A 19,795-nucleotide genomic window follows, 5' to 3' on the forward strand; every position below is an offset into this window, starting at 1 on the left:
TTTCTTCCCGGATCAGCCTAATAATATCTGCTTTAAATTCATTGTTATGTTGATTACTTTGATTTGACGCACTTATCCCTCCATAGGTTTATTTTACCCTAACTCACGTGTGTCCAGCAACTCGGGTATATCGCAGAATGGCAGATATGTCAATTTTGGGACATCTGCTTTCTATTTCAAATTAAACGAATCCAATCCTTATATAAAAGTTTTGGAGGGATTTTATTCGGAAGTATTACATATTATTCCAATGTTGGGTTATCTAGTTGATTCTATTGCAATGCAAATCAAGTGATAATAACCTCTTATGGTGTTTCAATCCCAAATATATTTACTGATATGTTACCCAAAACAATTTAGGATTCATGGAAAGGGCCAGCAAACAAAAATGTTTGTTGGTCTTTTCCATATAAAAAATCTGATTGATTAGGTGTTAGCGTCATCAATATTACCCAACATTTACAACTTTGCAACAAACATATTATAATTTTGTTACAAGATTGATATAAAATTATTAAAGTAAAGTAACCAAACTAAATATCAATAAAACAGGAGGAAATGATGAAAAAACTTATTTTAGTTCTTTTGCTTGCAGCATCAATCCTATTCCAACAGCCGGTATACTCTTCAAACGTCTATCCCCAAAGTTCCATTAAGCTGGCCATTTCACAATATTTTGATTACCGCTATAAAATGCTCTCAAGCCTATCATCAGATGAAGGCTTTAAAAGCTTGCTAGATTTGGATATTGCAAAAGATGAAAGCATGCCTGATGAGGCTGATATTCTTAATACCATCATAGAATACCGTAAATCCCAGTATAATGATTTAAGGATGAAGAAATTCAGCTATAACATAGTTTATGAGAATATTGAAACCTCAGAAGACAAGGCAATACTATTATTAAGTGAGAATGCTGATTTTTATTTTAACTGTGCACCTACTGTAAAAAATTCACAGTCCATCGACCATAAAATTATACTCAAAAAAAGCGATGGAAAATGGCTTGTTTTAAGTGATGATTATATAGATAACGATGGGATAAAAAAGCTTTTTCAAAAATACTTCACGGAAAGTACATCCTCCATCTTGGAAATAAAGAAAAAAGTATTGGATGAGCTTAAGAATCAATCTTTATTCAGGCTATCCAAGCTGGAAAGTATAATGGAGGGTTTTGATAAAGAAATCTGCAGTGTCCTTTTTGTAGGCAAACCTATAGCTTACAACTCAGGTACGGTTGGTGAAATAGAGAAAGGCAGCGGTTTGTCTCCCGTTGTTATAAACGGTAGGACCCTTTTACCAATGAGATATATATGCGAAGGGCTTGGAGCCAAAGTTGACTGGGATGACAGCACCAAAACTGCTGTTATAAAATCCGACAATTTTAGTATGACGGTTAAGCCTGGTGTAAAAAGCATGATTGTCGATGGCAGTACTACCCCATTAGATGTCCCTGCTCAAATCATAAGCGACAGAATTTTGCTCCCTTTGAGAGCTATTGCAAATGCAGCAGGAAAAAATGTTTTCTGGGATGAAAGAGGTCTTATTATATTATGCGGCAAAGAGTTTGATATCTCTAAAAACACCAAGCTCATAGAAGACCTTGCGGGCTTCTATGAGTCATTGTATACAAAAACCGATTTCCCAAGAATAGACGGTTCAACAGCTACATATCCCCTCTCAATGGAAATGGGAAAAGAGCTTCTGGGCATGGATGATACAGGAGTTAAAGGATTTATAACCCATAACACAACCCACAATGCATATATAAATCTCATAAATAAAAAAGCAGACATTATCTTTGTCACAAAGCCATCTAAAGAGGAACTGGATCTTGCCAAAAAAAGCGGCATTGAATTGGATGTTATTCCAATCTGCAAAGAGGGATTTGTTTTTCTTACTAATATAAATAATCCTGTAAGAACCCTGACCTCCAAACAAATAAGGGACATATACCAGGGTAAAATCACCAATTGGAAGGAAGTTGGAGGAGATGACGCAGCAATAATCCCTTATCAGCGTGAGCCAAACTCCGGAAGCCAAACCCTAATGGAAAGCGTTGTAATGAACGGTCTTACCCTCACAGAGCCTCCCAAGGAGCATATTGTCATAGGTATGGGAGATCTGATTGACAGAGTTGCGGATTTCTCGAATGCTAAAAACTCTCTTGGCTATTCTGTATACTATTATGCAAGCCAAATGTACACAAGCAGGGATGTAAAATTTTTGGCTGTAGACAACGTGGAGCCCAACAAGCAATCTATAAAGGAAGGTAAGTATCCGTTTATAGTAAATTATTATGCAGTACTGAGAAAAGATGAAACCGGCAACTCCAATGCAAGGAAGCTTCTAAAGTGGCTTTTAAGCAGTGAAGGTCAAAATATAGTTGATAAATCCGGCCTTGTTCCGGTTAAGAACTAGGAAAAATATTAATTAAGAAGGAGAAACTATATGAATTACAAGCCATTTATAGCCATAATAATTTCAAGTACTCTTTTCATAAACTCTTCAGCCTTTGCTGAAACTGTGAAAGTCCCATCAGCCACCTCCAAAGAAATTAGCATTTCCGATAAGGTGCTAAAGGAAAAGAGTGATCTGGAGAAAATAAAAAAAGCTGTCATGCTCAAGCTGGAAATACCACAAGAATTTGAAAATTTCACAAGCTCTTATTACAATTACTCAGATAAGGAAACGTGGTCCCTTCAATGGTCCAACCAAAGCTATAATTATTCGGGAGAATATAAGTATGTACAGGCAGTTGTAGATAAATCCGGCAATATTCTAAACTATAACAAATATGTACATTCACCGTATACAGGTATAATACGAAAACTCCCCAAACTTACCGCTCAAAAGGCAGGTGAGCTTGCAAAAAGGTTTGCCTTTTTAATAAGGCCTGACTTGTATTCAGAGCTAAGCTTTGATAAAGGCTTAAAAAACTACTTGCTCGAACATAACGGAAACTACAGCTTTACATTTAACAGGGTTTATAAAAACATACCTTATTACGGCAATTCTGTTAACATAACAATAGATGGGCAAACAGGCAGTACACTGTCTTTTGCCTGTAACTGGAGCGATAATTTAAAATTTCCTGATGCTAAAAGTATAATTGGAATTGATGCTGCTAAAACCCTCTTCCAAAAAAATATCGGTCTAAATCTAACCTTTAGAAAAAAATATTTATCTGATAAAAATGAAAATTATATTGCATATATCCCGAAAGTATCCGATGAAACCCTATGCATTGATGCATTCACAGGGGGATTAACTATTGATAATATTTACGAGAATCCATTTGCTAGAAATGATAGAAATAGTATCGATAATAACATCTTAAAAAGCAATGATAAAGTTGCTCTGAACCTTGAAGACATAAAAGAAATTCCTCAAATAATATCCCTTGAGACTGCCGAAAAAAATGCCCGCAGCATGACGGAGCTAGGTTTGGATAAAGCTTACACACTGATGGATTTTTCCTACTATAAAAACAAATCTACAGGCAGCTATACAATTATGTTGAATTTTGGAAAGACTCTGACCAAATCGGATATTGATAAAAATATATCTGATGAAGAATTTAAAATGATTTTGGAAAAGGAAAAGTATTCTACCCAAGTAAATGTTGAAATAGAAGCAAAAACAGGTGAACTTTTAAGCTTCCAAAGCAATTATCGTTATAACAGGAGCGACGATAAAGAAAGCCCCCCCGATAGGGATAAAGCTCTGAAAATCGCCGAAAACTTTCTAAAAAAATACAAACCAACTAATCTCAAGCAATTGGAATACATTCCAAGTATTGATACTGGTACTGCAAATAAGAAAGATAAGTACATAGCTGAACAGGGTGCATCTACAATAAACTTCGTACGAGTCATAAATGGAATTAAGTTTTTGGACAACGGGGTCAGTATTGAAATCGATCCTGTGTCGGGCAATATCAAAAGCTATAGGCAGGAATGGGAAAGCATAAATACACCGTCTCTTGAGGGTACAATTACATTAGATAAAGCCTACGATATATTCTATAAGGATATTGGATTTGAATTAAGATACATAGCTCCCTTTAATAACCCTTATCCCGAAAAAGGCACCAACAATGTCCTGCAGCTTAAGTTGGTATATGCCCTTGATATTTCAAAACCATCCTGTATTGATGCAAAAAGCGGAAAAATCATTAGCCTTTATAATGGTATGCCTTATATAGAGAAAGGCAATACCCAATACAGGGATATTGATTCATCTCCCTTAAAGGATAAGATTATTGAGATGGAAAATGCAGGGTTATTATTTAACGAAGAAACATTCAGACCTGATGATGCTTTACTTCAGAAAGAGCTGGTTTACCTTCTTCTATTATTAAAGGGTCAGTCGGGGGCTAATAGTTTGCTATTGGATTTTGGCCAACAAACGCTTGATAACATGTATAGGTATGCTATAAACTTGAATATTATAAAGCCTGATGAAAAAAGCCCTGACAGAAAGGTTACCCGTGAAGAGCTGATAAAATATGTTTTAAATCTGGCGGGTTATGGCAACATTGCAGACATTAAAGGAATATTTATCTGTGATTTTGAAGATAAGGATGATATATCCGCTGATTTAAAAGGTTATGCAGCTATTGCAAAATACTTAAACCTGATAAAGGGAAGCAAGTTTTACCCTAAGAAGAATGTTACACGAGCAGAGGCTGTTGATGTGTTATACGATCTGCTAAAAAACGAAAGGTAAAGCCCTATGAAATTTAACGCAAAGAAACGTAAGAAATTAGTTATATTATTATCTTTATTTATTGCATGCATAATATTTTTCTATGCACAAAATAATTTTATACAGATTACTGAGATTGATATACGTTCACAAGACATTTTAAGTGAAATAAAAATAGTGCATCTTTCTGACCTGCATGGTAAGGAATTCGGCAAAAACAATACTTTACTTATAAGTAAAGTAAAAGAGCAAACACCTGATATTATAGCATTTACGGGGGATTTGATCGATAGAAGCGGCAAAAATTCACAAGGAAGCGTTGCTTTTCTAAGTGAACTGAATAAATTTTGCCCTGTATATTACATACCAGGTAACCACGAGCATTGGTCGGGTCTATCCGAGGTTGTCTTTGAGCAGCTTAAGACCAGCAACATCAAGGTTTTAAGATGTGATTTGGAAAGCATAAGCATAAAAAATACCCAAATAGATATCCTTGGCATGGATGAATTTTCATTTGACTCAAACTCTATTAACGAAGAGATCCAGGTTCTTGAGAAAAGTGAAAGTTTTAAATTAATACTTTCTCACTATCCTGAAAATTTCTCAAGCTTATATAACTCCCGTGATATTGACCTGGTTTTATCGGGTCATGCCCACGGGGGCCAGTTTATAATACCCTTTGCAGGAGGATTGTATGCACCAGGTCAGGGTTTCTTTCCCAGGTATTATAAGGGGCGGTACAATGAAAACGGGGTTAACCTGGTTGTAAGCAGAGGCCTTGGAAATAGTGCTATCCCAATTAGAGTATTCAACAGGCCTGAAATAGTTTCAATAAAACTAAAACCTACCACTTAATAGGGCATCCCGGATCACGGCTAAAAGGGTCTTTGTTAACCGCATAGGAAATGCATTTCGCACCCCCGTCACACAGGAAGAAGTACGAGCACCTTTCACATCCTACAGGCGGTTTTTTAGGTTGTCTAAGATCCTTGAACACCTTATTTCCCATATAGATTTCATAAAGTGACTTTTCTTTCATGTTTCCACATTCAATGGGAAGTCTCCTGCATGGTAAGACAGTACCGTCTTCTAAAACTGTAATTAGGGAATCACCTGCACCGCACCTGTATGGCGTATTTCCTGCGGCAAGAAACTGCAGGGCTCTGCTCATCTCTACTATTGTGCTTCTTTTCCATGGCAAGCCCTTTTGATTTCTCAATTTATTGACCATTGTAAAAAACCCCCAGGTCTCTTCCGGGCTTAATACTTGTTCCTTTAAGTCTTCTCCATTTCCAAAAGGTACAATACGGTCAGTCCATACCTTAAACACTTTGTGCCTGCGGCATAGATTAACTACAGAGGAAAAGCTTTTGTAATTGCCCCTGTGTGCTGTAAACGATACAAGTGTTTTTATTCCATAGTAAGTCAAGAGATCAAGGCCCTTTAAAGCCCTATCAAGATTTCCTTTGCCCCTTATGGAATCATGAATTTCCCTGTCACCTTCAATGCTTATCTGTATAAAATCCGGCTGAAGCCCTTTTAGCTCTTCCACCATTTTTCTATCAAGAATTGTTCCATTGGTTAATATCCCAAAAGTAACCAAATCAGAGTACTTCCTGCATTCATGGAGCAGGCGGAAAAAGTCTTCCCGCAAAAAAGGCTCTCCTCCTGTAAAATTGATATGGCCTTTCCTGTTTAATGTAGAAAGAAGCTCAATGTATTGTTTCATAATACATAACATATCGTTAAGATCCATCTCAGGATTCTGATAGCTATCCTGATAGCAGTGTTTGCATCTTAAATTGCATCGTGATGTTATATGCCACTGCAAAATTAGCCTTCTACCATTTGAGCAGCTTCCCATCTTATCAGTTCCCTCCGCAGCCGCCGCAGCCCCCGCCGCCACATCCGCTGCTTCCACATCCACTGCTGCCACATCCGCTGCTACTGCATCCACTACCTCCGCTGTTATTGCTGCTTCCACTATTGTCGCTGCCACCGCTGTTCCAATCAGAGTACACTGGAGCACATCCTGTACCGCTTGCATAGCTTGACGAATTTATGCCGAATGTCTTTGATAACGCACCAAACTCTGGATATATATACATACTTGCAATACCAAACAAAGCTGCACCCATTACAGCATCGCTCATTCCTGATGAAAAACCGGAGTTTGTGCTGCTATTTCTTACCCATGAGTATTCCGTAGTTTTGGTGGTTAAGAATTCTTTGCCTTCCTTGGTTAAAGAAGATACACTATTCGCAACAAAAAACACAACCGATACTAATATCAATTCCAATACAAGGAATACTACTGGCTTATTATTGATTAATCCCAATGTCAGCTTGGTTATACCTAATGAAATCAACAAGAGATATGCAACAGACCGGAATGTCCTTTCCCTTTTTAACTGTTCTTTACCCTTAACAAAGCCTATTTCAGTAAGATGGGTTTTAGAATTTTCTACAAACAATTTTAGATCCTTAGCCACTTTCTTATTTCTTAATAAGGATAAGTAAGTTTTAGGAGCGTGAAAAAACTCAGCAACAGTCTTCTCAATCCAATTTAATGAACCTATGTCATTACCTGATACCCGAAAGGTTGTGCCCTTTTTAGATGCCTCCATTTCCAGGTACTTTTCAGCATAGAGCTTGAAAATAATAGTTTGTGCCAGAGTATGAATAGAGCCTTTTGACTTAAGTACCGCTATTGTATAGCTGTCCAAATCAGGATTCAATGCATGTCTTCTGGTGGTGTTTAAGCTATTGCTTAAGATTTTCAATAGAAATATAATGACTAGAGAATATATGAAATAAATAACCAAAAAGTCAGGTCCATTAATACTCCTTATTAAATCAATCATAAATTGTTTTCCCCCATTGCTATTTAATAATATAATTCTACCATTATTAACTCAGATTGTTAATATGGTATTTATATATATAACTGCCAATATCTTACCCTGAAACATTGTATTCCTTATTAACACTAATTATAAAATTAATGTTATAATAATAAATAAAATTTAAATAAAATTATTTGCTTGTATTTTAAAAAAGGTAAGGGGCAAAATATATGAAACAACTAAAACACACTGTTTTGGGAGCTATCGAGGATGACATAAAGGACGACCTGCTGCATACAATAGTTGAAGGTTTTATTGTAACTTTGATCATTTTAAATGCAATTGCCGTTATTTTGGAATTACTTATAGGCCCAACAATATATTTTCAAATATTTGAAACAGCTTCAATAATTATTTTTACTATCGAATATCTGCTTAGAATTTGGACATCTGATATAATGTATCCTTCAAAAAACAAATTCATCTCGATAATAAGATTTGTTTTGTCTCCAATAGGACTAATAGACTTATTTTCAATACTGCCCTTTTACATTTCCACACTTTTCCTTGGTGTCGATACAAGAATTATAAGAGTCCTTCGACTCATGAGACTTCTAAGGCTTATGAAGCTCACCAGGCATCTTGAATCTATTAAGTTATTAAAGACTGTGATCCGTAAAAAAAAGTACGAGTTGTTTGTTACCCTTTTCATTGTTTTTCTGTTTTTAATAATATCATCAACACTGATGTATGAAATTGAACATGACGCTCAGCCCGATAAATTTCCCAATATATTGTCTGCATTCTGGTGGTCAATAGCTACTTTGACAACAATAGGATATGGTGATGTATACCCCATAACCAGTGTAGGCAAGTTATTAAGTGCTCTGATTTCGTTAGTGGGTATAGGCTTTATAGCACTTCCCACAGGTATAATAAGCTCAGGATTTATAGATGAATTCAGGAATTCAAGCAAAGAAGAAGATGTATCGGAGAATAAAGAGGAATATTCATACTGTCCTCACTGCGGCAAAAAACTGGATCAATAAAGTATTGTTCATGGTCCGATCTTATAAAAAAGCAATAAATGAAAAATTTATGCTACTTTTCATATATTAAGGATTTAAAATTTCTATTTTTTTTAGTATAATATATATATACATATTAGAATCAATTAATCCTCTCATTTGTCTATCGCAAAATACGTTTTAGGATCAATTTTCTCTTCATTTGTTCACCCTGAAATACTGCAAGAGCTTTGAACTTTTCCATGCCAAATGAAGTTAATGTTGATTTTAAACAAGTTGAAGCTTTCGTTATTTTCTCTGCCAAATGCCAAGGAATTGTTGATTTTAATATAGTTTCGTTACGACTATACTAAAATTATTAGGAGGTATTTTATGAAAAAAATAATGTTAGGTATGGTTTTAGGTTTTATCTTAGGAAGTATGTCCCTAATGCTGGTTGCCGCAACTGCAATAAAAGTAACTGACAACAAGTTTCCGATAGTAAAGGATGGCCAATCGGTAAAACTGGCAGCAAAAAACATTAACGGCAGTACATATTTAAATCTAAGAGATGCTTCAGCATTATTCAATGCTCCAATAAAGTTTGAAAACAAAACAATTTATATTGGAAGTGATGAACCCGAATCAGATGGACCTTTGAGAGAATATTTTATTGATAAAACAAAATATATTCTTTATAATGACTTAGAAAGATCTCTTGGTACAGCAAATGTAACAGCCAAAGTCGATGAAGCCAGCGGCTCTATTGTATTTAGCAAAAACGGCGTTAATGCAACTACAAAGTATTTGGTCTATCTAGGCAAAAAGTATATACCATTCGATTTTTATGAAAAAAATATCCTGCCATTATTAAAATAATATTCTCTAATATTTTGTATCTCCTACATCCTTTGTGACATCCATGTTAAAATTATTAGTCTTGCACTTGGCAAAGCAAACGACGAAAGCTTCGAAGAGGTATTTTGCATAAGACAAATGTAAAAGATTAACTTATTTTAATCGGGTCGTATCCATGTACATGCTTTCAAAAGTAAAAACTGAATAAGAAGTGTTATGTCTATATTAAAAGTGATTAATCCCTACCTTTTGCCTTCTTCAAATCTCCATCAGCTGTTCACTGGAAAATGTAAGGCTAATATCACTTTTAATATAGTCTAAAATGATTTTTTCCGCCCTACTATACAGTGAAAAACACCTCATCAATATTCTTCATTTCTTTACTTCTGGGATTATATGAAGGAACGCCTATAGGTATCAGGCTAATGAACTTATCCTTCTCAGGCACTCCCAATATTTCATTAATTTCCCCTCCGCAAATAGCAGGTTCATTCATCCAACATGCTCCATAGCCCTTTTCATGCACTGCAAGCAGCAGATTTTGTACTGCAGCCCCTATAGATAATAGATCATAATTTGCAAACAACTTCATAATACTTTCATCGTTATATCCATTTTCCTTAAGTGCAGTAATAAAAATAGGGTCATAGTATTGTACTTCTGTCATAAACACTGCAATAACAACCGGAGCCTTGGTAAAAAAGCTTACCATCTTTCTTTTCGAGTCCATATAATTCTTAGGTAAATCACTTTCTCTAATCTTAAGTATGCTTTCCACTTTTGAAATTACAGCCTTTTCAATTTTCCCTAAAACATTTTTATCCCGTATGGCCACAAACCTCCAGCATTGGCTGTTGCATCCGCTAGGTGCACTAACAGCAGCATTTATAAAGTACTCAATATCTTCTTGTGGAACATCCATATCCTTAAACTTTCTGATACTTCTTCTTGATGATGCAAGAGTAAAAAAATCTTCCATGGCTTCTTCTCCTGTTTAGGCATGATCAAAAAATGAGTAATTTTTCTTTCATGCCTTAATTAATTATCAGTTTTTTTAGTATTAATGCAGTATTATATATAAACATTTAATTATAGTCAACATGATTTCCCAGACATCAAAAAAGCAGCCAATGAACTGATTATCAGATCATTCACTGCTTTTTGTTTGTAAATTTATAACAGTTAATACAGTTTATTATTTTATTATTAGCCCAATATAGCTTTAAGGTCATTCTCAGGAGTGCTTATCGGCTTTATGTCAAACTTTTCGACAAGAACACTAAGTACATTTGAAGATAAGAATGCAGGGAGTGAAGGCCCGATATAAATATTCTTTATTCCTAATGCCAGCAATGTGAGAAGTATACATACAGCCTTCTGTTCGTACCATGAAAGTACAAGGGTAAGCGGAAGCTCATTTACAGAACAATTAAATGCACCTGCTAAAGCTACTGCCACTTGAATAGCTGAATACGCGTCATTACATTGTCCCATATCCATTATTCTTGGTAAACCGCCTATTTCACCTATGTCAAGATCGTTAAATCTGAATTTTCCGCATGCAAGTGTCAATATAACAGTATCCTTTGGAGCTTGCTGTACAAAATCGGTATAATAATTTCTTCCAGGTTTAGCACCGTCGCATCCCCCTACAAGGAAGAAGTGCTTGATTGCTCCTGCCTTTACTGCATCTATAACCTTATCCGCGACACCAAGAACAGTGTTCCTTGCAAATCCTGTCATAAGGGTTGAACCGCCGTTAATTCCTGTAAACTGCTTATCTTCACTCCATCCTCCAAGCTCAAGTGCTTGATTTATTACCTGTGAGAAATCCTTAACACCTGACGGTCCGTCAGGAATATGCTTTAATTCTGGGAACCCTACCACAGAAGTTGTATAAACTCTGTCGGAATAGCTTGCTCTTGGAGTCATTAAGCAGTTTGTTGTAAACAATATGGGTGCAGGTATACCATCAAACTCTTTCTGTTGGTTCTGCCATGCAGTACCAAAGTTTCCCTTTAAGTGTGCATACTTTTTAAGTTCTGGGTATCCATGGGCAGGAAGCATTTCACCATGAGTATAAATGCTTACTCCCTTCCCTTCTGTCTGCTCTAAAAGATGTTTAATATCTAGAAGATCATGGCCTGACACCACTATAAAAGGACCTTTTTCAACGTTAGTTGTTACCTTTACCGGTACAGGGTGACCGTATGCTGATGTATTTGCATCATCAAGAATTGCCATACATTTTAGGTTGATATTGCCGAACTCCATCAAGAGCCCTAACCATTCTTCAACAGTATGGTCTTCCCCTATAGCTTTCAACCCTTTATAAAACCATTCTGTAACTTCCTTATCCTCTTTGCCCAGTACATATGCATGCCATGCATATGCTGCCATACCACGCATGCCTAGAAGAAGTGTTGAACGAAGAGATACAATATCGATATCTCCAGCCCATAAGGAAGTTGCAGCAAAATCTTCTGCTGTGCCATGCTTGCTCTTTTCTTTCTGTACCAATTCTATAAGCTCATCAACTCTATCAGCATCAAAATTAACATTAGTTACGGTAGAAAACAGTCCCTGCATAACAAGTTCATCGGCATTCTTACCGCCTGATTTCCCATTAGTTGCTCTTGCGAGACCTATTAACGCTCCGGTAAGCTCATCCTGCTTGTTGGATACTTCCGGCTTCTTACCACATACACCTATACTTGTGCAACCTTTACCCCCTGCTGTCTGCTCGCATTGAAAACAAAACATGTTTGACATAAAAACTTCCTCCCTTTAGTCTATTTAGCTTATATATTAATAACATACAATGTTATACATACCTATTTAATCGTCTATTACAACACCATCAGTTGCGATAGTATGAACACTCCATGGAACCATTTTACCGCTTTCTATAAGTGCTTTCTTAACTGCTGCTACAATCCCGCCGCAGCAAGGAACTTCCATTCTTAAAACTGTTACACTTTTAATCTCATTCCTCTTGATAATTTCTCCCAATTTTTCAGCATAATCAATATCGTCAAGTTTAGGACACCCAATAATAGTAATTTTGTTCTTCATAAACTCCTGATGTATATTTGCATATGCATATGCTGTACAGTCAGCAGCCACAAGAAGGTGTGCGTTATTAAAGTAGGGTGCATTTACAGGAACCAGCTTAATCTGACATGGCCACTGCCTGAGCTGTGACTCTAATGGTCCTTCCACCCTTTCCTGTACAGGCTGTGCCTTCTTTTCTATGGTTTTGGCATGCATTCCCGGACATCCGCAAGCTAAAGGCTTTGCCTCTGCTTTCTTCTGTGCTGCACTCATCTCTTCCATGCGTGCTTTAACCAATTCCTCATCAAATTCGGCAGCTTCTCTTTCAATTATCTCCATAGCCCCTGTAGGACAATCCGGAAGGCAAGCTCCCAAACCATCACAATATGAATCTGTTATAAGCTTTGCTTTACCGTCGATCAACTGGAGAGCCCCCTCATGACAAGCGTTTATACAAAGACCGCAGCCGTTGCATTTATCTTCATTAATTGAAATTATTTTTCTTTTCATATTAATTTGCTCCTTTCAATTTATATCACATATTCATTCTTTATTAACAAAAGTTTTGATTTTTTCTTTAAAGTATACACTTTTTTAATTCTTAACCCTGGAGTTTTAATGCGACTTAAGTTGTGTTTACATTGTGATTATAATATAATGGAAAATAATAATCGGTATCTCAGGATACAAAAATATAAGATGATAATAAAATGCAAATTTAATTTTAGAAAGAATGTGATTGCAATTATGGAAAAGTACTTAAACTCCTTGAAAAAAACCCCTTTGTTTAAAGGGATTGATGAAGATGAGCTTATTACAATGCTTAGATGTATAACCCCTAGAGTTATCAGCTATAGAAAAAATGACTACATAGCATTAGCCGGTGAGAAATTCGATAGTTTGGGTATTATTGCAGAGGGTGAAGCCTCTATAAGTATGGAAAATGCTGCCGGAAATCGGGTAATGATGGCAATCTTAAAATCTGGAGATATGTTTGGTGAGATGCTTGTTTTTTCTAAAACCTCGGCATGGCCGGCCAATGTTCAGGCACAGGAACCCTGCACCGTGTTTTTTCTTCAAAGGGAAAAAATTATCGGCGAATGTGAAAAGCTGTGCTCCTGGCACAGAATACTCATACAAAACATGCTTGTTATAATATCGGAAAGAGCCCTAATGTTAAATAAAAAGCTGGAATACCTCTCTATAAAAAGCATAAGGGGCAAGCTCAGCAAGTTTTTTCTGGAGGAAAGTAAAAAGACAGGCAGTACAACTTTTATGCTGTCTATGAAACGAAACGAGCTTGCAGACTTTTTAAATGTTTCCCGTCCTTCAATGTCAAGAGAAATGTGTCTAATGAGAGATGAAGATATTATTGATTTTCATTTGTCTTCAATTAAAATAAAAAATATTGAGGCACTAAAGGCTTTTCTCTAATAAACTAATAGATTTATGCATTTAGTTAACTATATCAACTCTGTTATATGCGTATTGACATAATATAAAAATAAATGTACAATTAACACAAAGTTAACGTTAATCTTGTTTATTGCAGTATACAAGGGATGATACTTTACATCCTTTATATTGAATTTAATCAGAAAGCGGTATAGTATGGAGAAAAACATAACTATGAAGGATATCGCCGTTAAGCTTGGGATAAGTACGGTTACTGTTTCAAAGGCTTTAAACGATAAAGACGGCGTCAGTATTGAGCTCAAAGATAAAATAAAAAAATTGGCCGATGAGATGGGCTACAGGTACAATATGCTTGCAAAGTCCATGCGGGACGGGTGCTCTTATAATATGGGTGTTATTGTTGCAGAACACTTCATGGGGGATCAATCCTTTTATTTAAATTTCTTCAAGCACATTTCCGTTCAGCTTGAAAAACACAGTTATTGCGGAATACTGCAAATACTAAGCCAGCAGGATGAAGAAAACCTGTTGCTGCCAAAGCTTTATTATGAGCGTAAAGTTGATGGCCTTATAATACTCGGGCAGGTTAACAAGCGTTATATTGAAGCGTTGCAAAACATTGATATTCCAATAGTATTTCTTGACTTTTACGATGAAAATTCAAAAATCGACTCAATAGCTGTAGACAATTTTTATGGTGCTTATGACCTTACTAATTATCTTATTAAAAACGGGCACAGAAACATAGGCTTCCTTGGCAATATATATGCTACCAGCAGTATACAGGACCGTTTTCTCGGCTATTACAAATCGCTTTTAGAACATGGTTACAAACTTAACGATAAACATGTAATAAGTGACCGCGACGACCATGGAAGGTATATTGAGATCAAAGTTCCTCAGGAATTGCCAACAGCATTTGTATGCAACTGCGATGAAGTAGCTCGGAATCTCATTAATAAATTAAAAGAAATGGGCAAAAAAGTTCCGGATGATATATCGATTGTAGGTTTTGACAACGACATTTTTTCTACTATTTCCGAGCCGCAGCTTACCACTGTTGAAGTAGATGTGGAGGAGATGTCCAAAACAGCCATTAAAATCATACTTGGCAAGATTGCCAGCGAAAGCAAGAAGTACGGAAGGATTATGGTGAAGGGCAGAATTGTCTACAGGCAATCAGTCAAAAACATACTCCAAATGTAAAACTAAATAAAAAGCCATCAAATGCAGATCAAATTATTTCCGCTGAAGTCATTTACCGATTTCAGCGGTTTTTAATGTCTATGAAAGACCAATGCTGCAAAATCATTTTATGATTTTGTTAATGCCCAGGTAATATCTCCCTCTTATCTTGTATATATAGCCCAATAATGTGACAAATAACAATTTTCCCAATATATTGACATGTAAAGTTTCAGGTTGTATAATTTCATTAACTAATCGTTAACCTAATAAATAAATCAAAATATAAGGGGAATCAAAATGAATAACAAAAAGATTTTATCATTAACCTTAGGAGCATTTATCCTAGCCTACGGTATATCGGACACCAGTGCATTAACCTCATGGAGCTGAGGCATTGAAGGTATTGCACCTTTTTTTGTTGTGCTTAAGGAAGCTACAGCATTTGAAAACAATAAAATCCTTTCAATTTCATCTGTATTAATGCTTTGGATTTTGGCATCATATTGCTTTATAAGTGAATAGAGAAAGCCTCCTAGGAAAGCATCCCCTGCACCTGTTGTATCTACGGTCTTACATCTGGTAAAAGTAGGAACCTTGCCGTTTTTATCCTTTAGTCTGTAAAAACAGCCTTCCCCTCCCATTGTTACCAATATAACATCAATACCATAGTCCTCATAGATCTTAAGGCTTCCTGTATGGAGGTCCGCCATACCTGTAATAAACTCCAGCTCCTCCTCAGATATCTTAAGTATATTGCAATACTTAAGCCCAAAACGTATCTCCTCTAGAGCATGTTTAAGGTTATTCCAAAGTGCAGGCCTCAGGTTTGGATCATAGGATATGATAAGTCCCTTTTCTTTAGCATAATCCAGTGCTGCAACTGTTGCACTTCTAGCAGGCTCGTCAGTCAAAGAAAGGGAGCCGAAATGAAATATCTTTGAATCTCCGATAATCCCATAGTCTAGCTCGCTGCTTTTTAACATTGTATCCGCTCCAGGCTTTCTATAGAAGCTAAATGACCTGTCACCGACTTCATTAAGCTGGACAAATGCAAGGGTGGTATTTGCTTCACTTGCAAGCATAAGCCCTGAAACATCAATATTGTATCTTATCAATGTTTCTTTAAGATATTCTCCAAATATATCCTTTCCCACCTTGCCCATAAAAGCAGTCCTCCCGCCAAGCCTTGATATGCAGGCTAATACATTGGCAGGTGCTCCACCTGGGTTTCTTTCAAAGCAGGCATTACCTTGCTCAGATAGACCTGCGGGAGTAAAATCGATTAACAACTCACCGATTGCAGTTACATCAAACATGACTGTCTACCTCTCACACTTTTCTGTTTTGAGCAGGATTAATTCTAGGGTCGGTATATATATCGTATTCGTCCCTGCTCTTGGTTGAAAACTCGGATATTACAGCACCTTCAGCTCCTGCCTGAAACCAATGTAGGGTATCTGGAGCTAATGTGTATTGTTCTCCAGCACTAAGCTCAATTTCGTGCCATACAGTAAAGTACACTTCGCTTCCCCTCGGAGGTTTTGCTTTTGGATTCTTTGCAGGCTCACCCGGTACATATAAATAAACCCTTCCATACCTGCATCTGAAGGTTTCTTCCTTGCCTGGCTCACCCAACACAGGAGGATGTCTGTGCTCAGGGCAGGTCTGGCCCGGAAATAAAATAAGCTCTTTTGCACAGCATCTGTCTGTATTTACATATACAATGAGCTCAAGACCTATATTTTCAACATCTCCAAGTCCATACTCCGCAACTTCCATTTCATTCTTTTCTTTTTGGGTGATTACAATACCTGCTTTATTTAAATACTCAACAGCTCTTTCACAAGTTTTGGAATACACCTCTTTAGTCAGCATAAATCAAGCCTCCTTGTAGTTTTATTCTCTATGCTTTTTCATAACTGTCATACAGACTGCGTACAATAAGCTCCATCCTAAGTTCCTGAAGGGAAATGTTTCTTGTAAGGGAGTCTTTTTTTAAGTATACTTCTCTGGTCTCTCCACCTGACATATCAAAGTAGTTATCACTAAATATGCCGTCTGTTATCTTAAGGTCCAGTTCTATGTATTTTGCAAGTCTCTTTGATGTCACGCAGATAACAAACCTGTCTGTTCTTTCCTTTATGCTTATTCCAAGCTCAGGGGCTTTAAATTCGAAATGCTTCGCAGGTACAAATAGTACAATACCTGAGCTTAATGTAAGATCTCCCTCAGTAAGTACGAACTCAAGATAAGAATTTCTCCGTTTTTCGTCGGTGTCTAGTATCTTTGAAAAGTCAAGCTTCTCAATTTGAGCAGCTGTCAAAGGCTCTATAGCCTCTTCCCTTTCATTTTGCATAATTACATTTTCTGTCACCGCATCTATAAGTCTCCACCGCATAACCCCGTTAACCACTTTTAATTTATCGTTGGTTACATGCAGAGACACACTGGTGCCCTCCTCGCAAGCTGAAGCCAATACAGGAGAATAAAATCTTTTTGCCACATAATGCAATGCCTTCCACCTTCCGAAACTGTCTATGCTTGCCCATGATGCTACAGGCCAGCAGTCATTCAACTGCCAGTATATGGCCCCCATACACCTTCCCCTGTTACGTCTCCAATGCTCAACACCATATCTTATGCCTTCCGCTTGAACCAGCTGAGATATATATAAAAGCGAATCAAAGCTGTCAGGATACCTGAAATACTGGGACATGTAATACATTATCTTTTCGTTGCCGGTTCCGCTTTTTTGGTGTTTTTCCATGACATATGAAAATATATTTCTGTCCTTCGGCAATGTAAAGGACTCAATGGTCTTTTTGCACGGAAATGACTGAAGACCAAACTCCGACATAAATCTCGGATAGCGTTTTCTGTACTCTGTAAAGGGCTCACGAAAATGCCATACTGTCCAGTCATGCATATCACCATAGTTTTGGTCGTTTGGCCTATCAAAACCGCCAAAGGATGATGGGGAAGCAAGCCAGTAGAAGGTATTAGGATCAGTTTCCCTAGCAACCTGGGGAAGAACAACCTCAAACTGCTCTATATAATACCGCCTGCGTTCTTCCGACTCATTCATATCCCATTCCGACCATCCCTGCTCCATCTCATTGTTTCCGCACCAAAGCCCCAAGGAAGCATGGTGTCTTATCCTCTTCATATTGCAGACCGCCTCTGCAATTACTTCCTCTTTGAATTTGCCAAAGAAGTCATATACACCGCAGGCAAACATCAAGTCCTGCCAGACAATCAAACCATACTCATCGCAGAGATCAAAAAAATAATCATCAGGGTAGTACGCTCCGCCCCAAACTCTTATACTGTTAAAATTGGCTTCCACGCAGCTTTTTATGAGTTTTTCAGTCCTATCCCTTGTGCATCTTGCCAGCAGGTTATCCATAGGAACCATATTTGCTCCCATTGCAAAAATTTCAATGCCGTTTATTTCATATGCAAAGGATCTTCCCCATTCATCATCCTTCTGATTTATTGACATTTGCCTAAGACCGACCCTTAAAGATTTATAATCAAGCCCGGCTTCTTTTTTAGAAAGTGCTACATCAACATTGTACAAATTTTGCTCCCCATAACCATTAGGCCACCAAAGCATGGGCTCGGTAATTTCCATAATCACATGCTCTTCTATTCTATACATGGTTATACTTTTTTCAAATTTATCCCCTTTAGGTGAGCTGACAGTAATGCTTATGTCATAATCCATTCCATCGTTCTTATCGAGCTTTACAAATATGTCCAAAGCAACACTTCCAGCCTGATGCTTTTGTGTTATGTAAACCTCTTCGATACGCTGTTTGTTAAAGCCTTCTATGTATATACTTCTCCATATTCCCATATCCGGAAGCGTAGGCCCCCAATCCCATCCAAACATGTAATGAGCTTTTCTAAGGTATGAAAATGAAGTATCGGAGAAATTTGACCATATAGGCTTTATCTTTTTTCTCTCTTCAAGATAATTAACAGGAGACTTAAAAAGAACACGTACGATATTTACTCCCTCAGTCAATATACCCTTCACATCAAATTCATAACTTCTATGCATATTTTCAGTCTCTGCAATCTTTTTTCCATTTACCGATATTTCAGCAATAGTGTCAAGTCCCTCACACTTCAATTTGAGAAAATCATGCTCAAGGATGCTCTTTGTAACAGTAAATTCCCTGCTGTATTCATAGTCAAAGCATGAAAGCTTATATACACTCTCTTCATTTTCTCGGTAATATGGATCTTCAATCTTACCTGCAGATAAAAGGTCGTTATAAACCGATCCGGGAACTTGTGCTTCTATCCACTGGAGTTCACCAACCCTTCTCATCATCCACTTTCCGTTCAAATCCATCAGTTTCATTTATTATGCTCCTTCAAATATTATGCTGCTCCAAAAAATCTAGAAATACTCACTATAAACAACTAGCAATAATAAAATTATACTTGAAGTTTATATACTTATCCATCATTAAATAAAATTCGATCAATATTTTATAACCTAACCGTCAACCTAACAGAATTATACCGATTTTTTAGGATTTGTTCTTGTATTGGTTTCACAAAAATTTGTACTATTTTAGCATAGTTTCATTAAAAGTAATTAATCTTAATATTCCAGCACATTTAAAACAGTTGATTTATAAAAAGACACCTAATATTATTATATTAAAAGTGATAAATGTAAGATTATTAACACTTTTAATA

At 36.7% G+C, this 19,795-nt stretch carries 15 protein-coding genes; 7 read left to right on the plus strand and 8 right to left on the minus strand.

All coding sequences use genetic code 11. The features are described 5' to 3' along the window. The first annotated feature begins 561 nt into the window (after window positions 1-561). From VIO64_RS08635 to VIO64_RS08645, 3 genes are read left to right on the plus strand one after another with little or no spacing between them, the layout of a single operon-like run. Window positions 562-2,421 (plus strand): stalk domain-containing protein, encoded by a 1,860-nt coding sequence (locus VIO64_RS08635; protein ID WP_331917172.1) that lies wholly within the window; start codon window positions 562-564, stop codon window positions 2,419-2,421. A gap of 30 nt (window positions 2,422-2,451) precedes the next feature. Continuing rightward, on the plus strand, window positions 2,452-4,731 hold the full coding sequence (locus VIO64_RS08640) for a YcdB/YcdC domain-containing protein (RefSeq protein WP_331917174.1): 2,280 nt from the start codon (window positions 2,452-2,454) through the stop codon (window positions 4,729-4,731). Window positions 4,732-4,737: 6 nt separating this feature from the next. Continuing rightward, window positions 4,738-5,565: a metallophosphoesterase gene (locus tag VIO64_RS08645; protein WP_331917176.1), complete on the plus strand. Its 828-nt coding sequence runs from the start codon at window positions 4,738-4,740 to the stop codon at window positions 5,563-5,565. Here VIO64_RS08645 and VIO64_RS08650 read toward each other — a convergent pair. Both VIO64_RS08650 and VIO64_RS08655 read right to left on the minus strand, forming a co-directional pair. Continuing rightward, window positions 5,555-6,694 (minus strand): radical SAM/SPASM domain-containing protein, encoded by a 1,140-nt coding sequence (locus VIO64_RS08650; RefSeq protein WP_331917178.1) that lies wholly within the window; start codon window positions 6,692-6,694, stop codon window positions 5,555-5,557. The two genes, VIO64_RS08645 and VIO64_RS08650, sit on opposite strands and share 11 nt — an antisense overlap. After that, window positions 6,579-7,574 carry a TIGR04222 domain-containing membrane protein gene (locus VIO64_RS08655; protein WP_331917180.1) on the minus strand — a complete coding sequence of 332 codons (996 nt, stop codon included), beginning with the start codon at window positions 7,572-7,574 and terminating at the stop codon, window positions 6,579-6,581. The genes VIO64_RS08650 and VIO64_RS08655 overlap by 116 nt, the downstream gene beginning before the upstream one ends. Before the next feature lie 212 nt (window positions 7,575-7,786). On the opposite strand from VIO64_RS08655, the gene VIO64_RS08660 reads away from it, so the two are divergent. Beyond that, the gene (locus tag VIO64_RS08660) at window positions 7,787-8,605 is read left to right on the plus strand and encodes an ion transporter (protein WP_331917182.1); all 819 of its coding nucleotides are present in this window, start codon (window positions 7,787-7,789) and stop codon (window positions 8,603-8,605) included. Between the two features lie 351 nt (window positions 8,606-8,956). After that, entirely contained in the window at window positions 8,957-9,442 is a 486-nt protein-coding gene (locus tag VIO64_RS08665) for a hypothetical protein (protein ID WP_331917184.1), read from the plus strand. A 319-nt stretch (window positions 9,443-9,761) separates the two neighbouring features. Here the strand turns inward: VIO64_RS08665 and VIO64_RS08670 are convergent, their stop codons facing one another. The 3 genes from VIO64_RS08670 to VIO64_RS08680 all read right to left on the minus strand — a co-directional run bounded on the left by VIO64_RS08670 (window position 9,762) and on the right by VIO64_RS08680 (window position 12,985). Beyond that, window positions 9,762-10,400, minus strand: coding sequence for a nitroreductase family protein (locus VIO64_RS08670; protein WP_331917186.1), 639 nt, complete (start codon window positions 10,398-10,400; stop codon window positions 9,762-9,764). Window positions 10,401-10,627: 227 nt separating this feature from the next. Then, window positions 10,628-12,193 carry a hydroxylamine reductase gene (hcp, locus tag VIO64_RS08675; RefSeq protein WP_331917188.1) on the minus strand — a complete coding sequence of 522 codons (1,566 nt, stop codon included), beginning with the start codon at window positions 12,191-12,193 and terminating at the stop codon, window positions 10,628-10,630. A 66-nt stretch (window positions 12,194-12,259) separates the two neighbouring features. After that, window positions 12,260-12,985: an ATP-binding protein gene (locus VIO64_RS08680; protein ID WP_331917190.1), complete on the minus strand. Its 726-nt coding sequence runs from the start codon at window positions 12,983-12,985 to the stop codon at window positions 12,260-12,262. Window positions 12,986-13,174: 189 nt separating this feature from the next. On the opposite strand from VIO64_RS08680, the gene VIO64_RS08685 reads away from it, so the two are divergent. Both VIO64_RS08685 and VIO64_RS08690 read left to right on the plus strand, forming a co-directional pair. After that, entirely contained in the window at window positions 13,175-13,909 is a 735-nt protein-coding gene (locus VIO64_RS08685) for a Crp/Fnr family transcriptional regulator (protein WP_331917192.1), read from the plus strand. A gap of 177 nt (window positions 13,910-14,086) precedes the next feature. Continuing rightward, window positions 14,087-15,097, plus strand: coding sequence for a LacI family DNA-binding transcriptional regulator (locus VIO64_RS08690; protein WP_331917194.1), 1,011 nt, complete (start codon window positions 14,087-14,089; stop codon window positions 15,095-15,097). Between the two features lie 329 nt (window positions 15,098-15,426). On the opposite strand, the gene VIO64_RS08695 is transcribed toward VIO64_RS08690, so the two are convergent. Genes VIO64_RS08695 through VIO64_RS08705 form a run of 3 tightly spaced genes read right to left on the minus strand, consistent with a single transcriptional unit; the run spans window position 15,427 to window position 19,451 of the window. Then, entirely contained in the window at window positions 15,427-16,395 is a 969-nt protein-coding gene (locus VIO64_RS08695) for a carbohydrate kinase (protein ID WP_331917196.1), read from the minus strand. 13 nt (window positions 16,396-16,408) lie between these two features. Next, a complete protein-coding gene (locus VIO64_RS08700) occupies window positions 16,409-16,954 on the minus strand; it encodes a D-lyxose/D-mannose family sugar isomerase (RefSeq protein WP_331917198.1) in 546 nt (181 codons plus the stop codon). 28 nt (window positions 16,955-16,982) lie between these two features. Continuing rightward, complete coding sequence (locus tag VIO64_RS08705; RefSeq protein ID WP_331917200.1) at window positions 16,983-19,451, minus strand: beta-mannosidase; 2,469 nt, start codon at window positions 19,449-19,451, stop codon at window positions 16,983-16,985. Window positions 19,452-19,795: the final 344 nt, after the last annotated feature.

The sequence above is a fragment of the Pseudobacteroides sp. genome, assembly GCF_036567765.1.
Taxonomy (GTDB): Bacteria; Bacillota; Clostridia; order Acetivibrionales; family DSM-2933; genus Pseudobacteroides.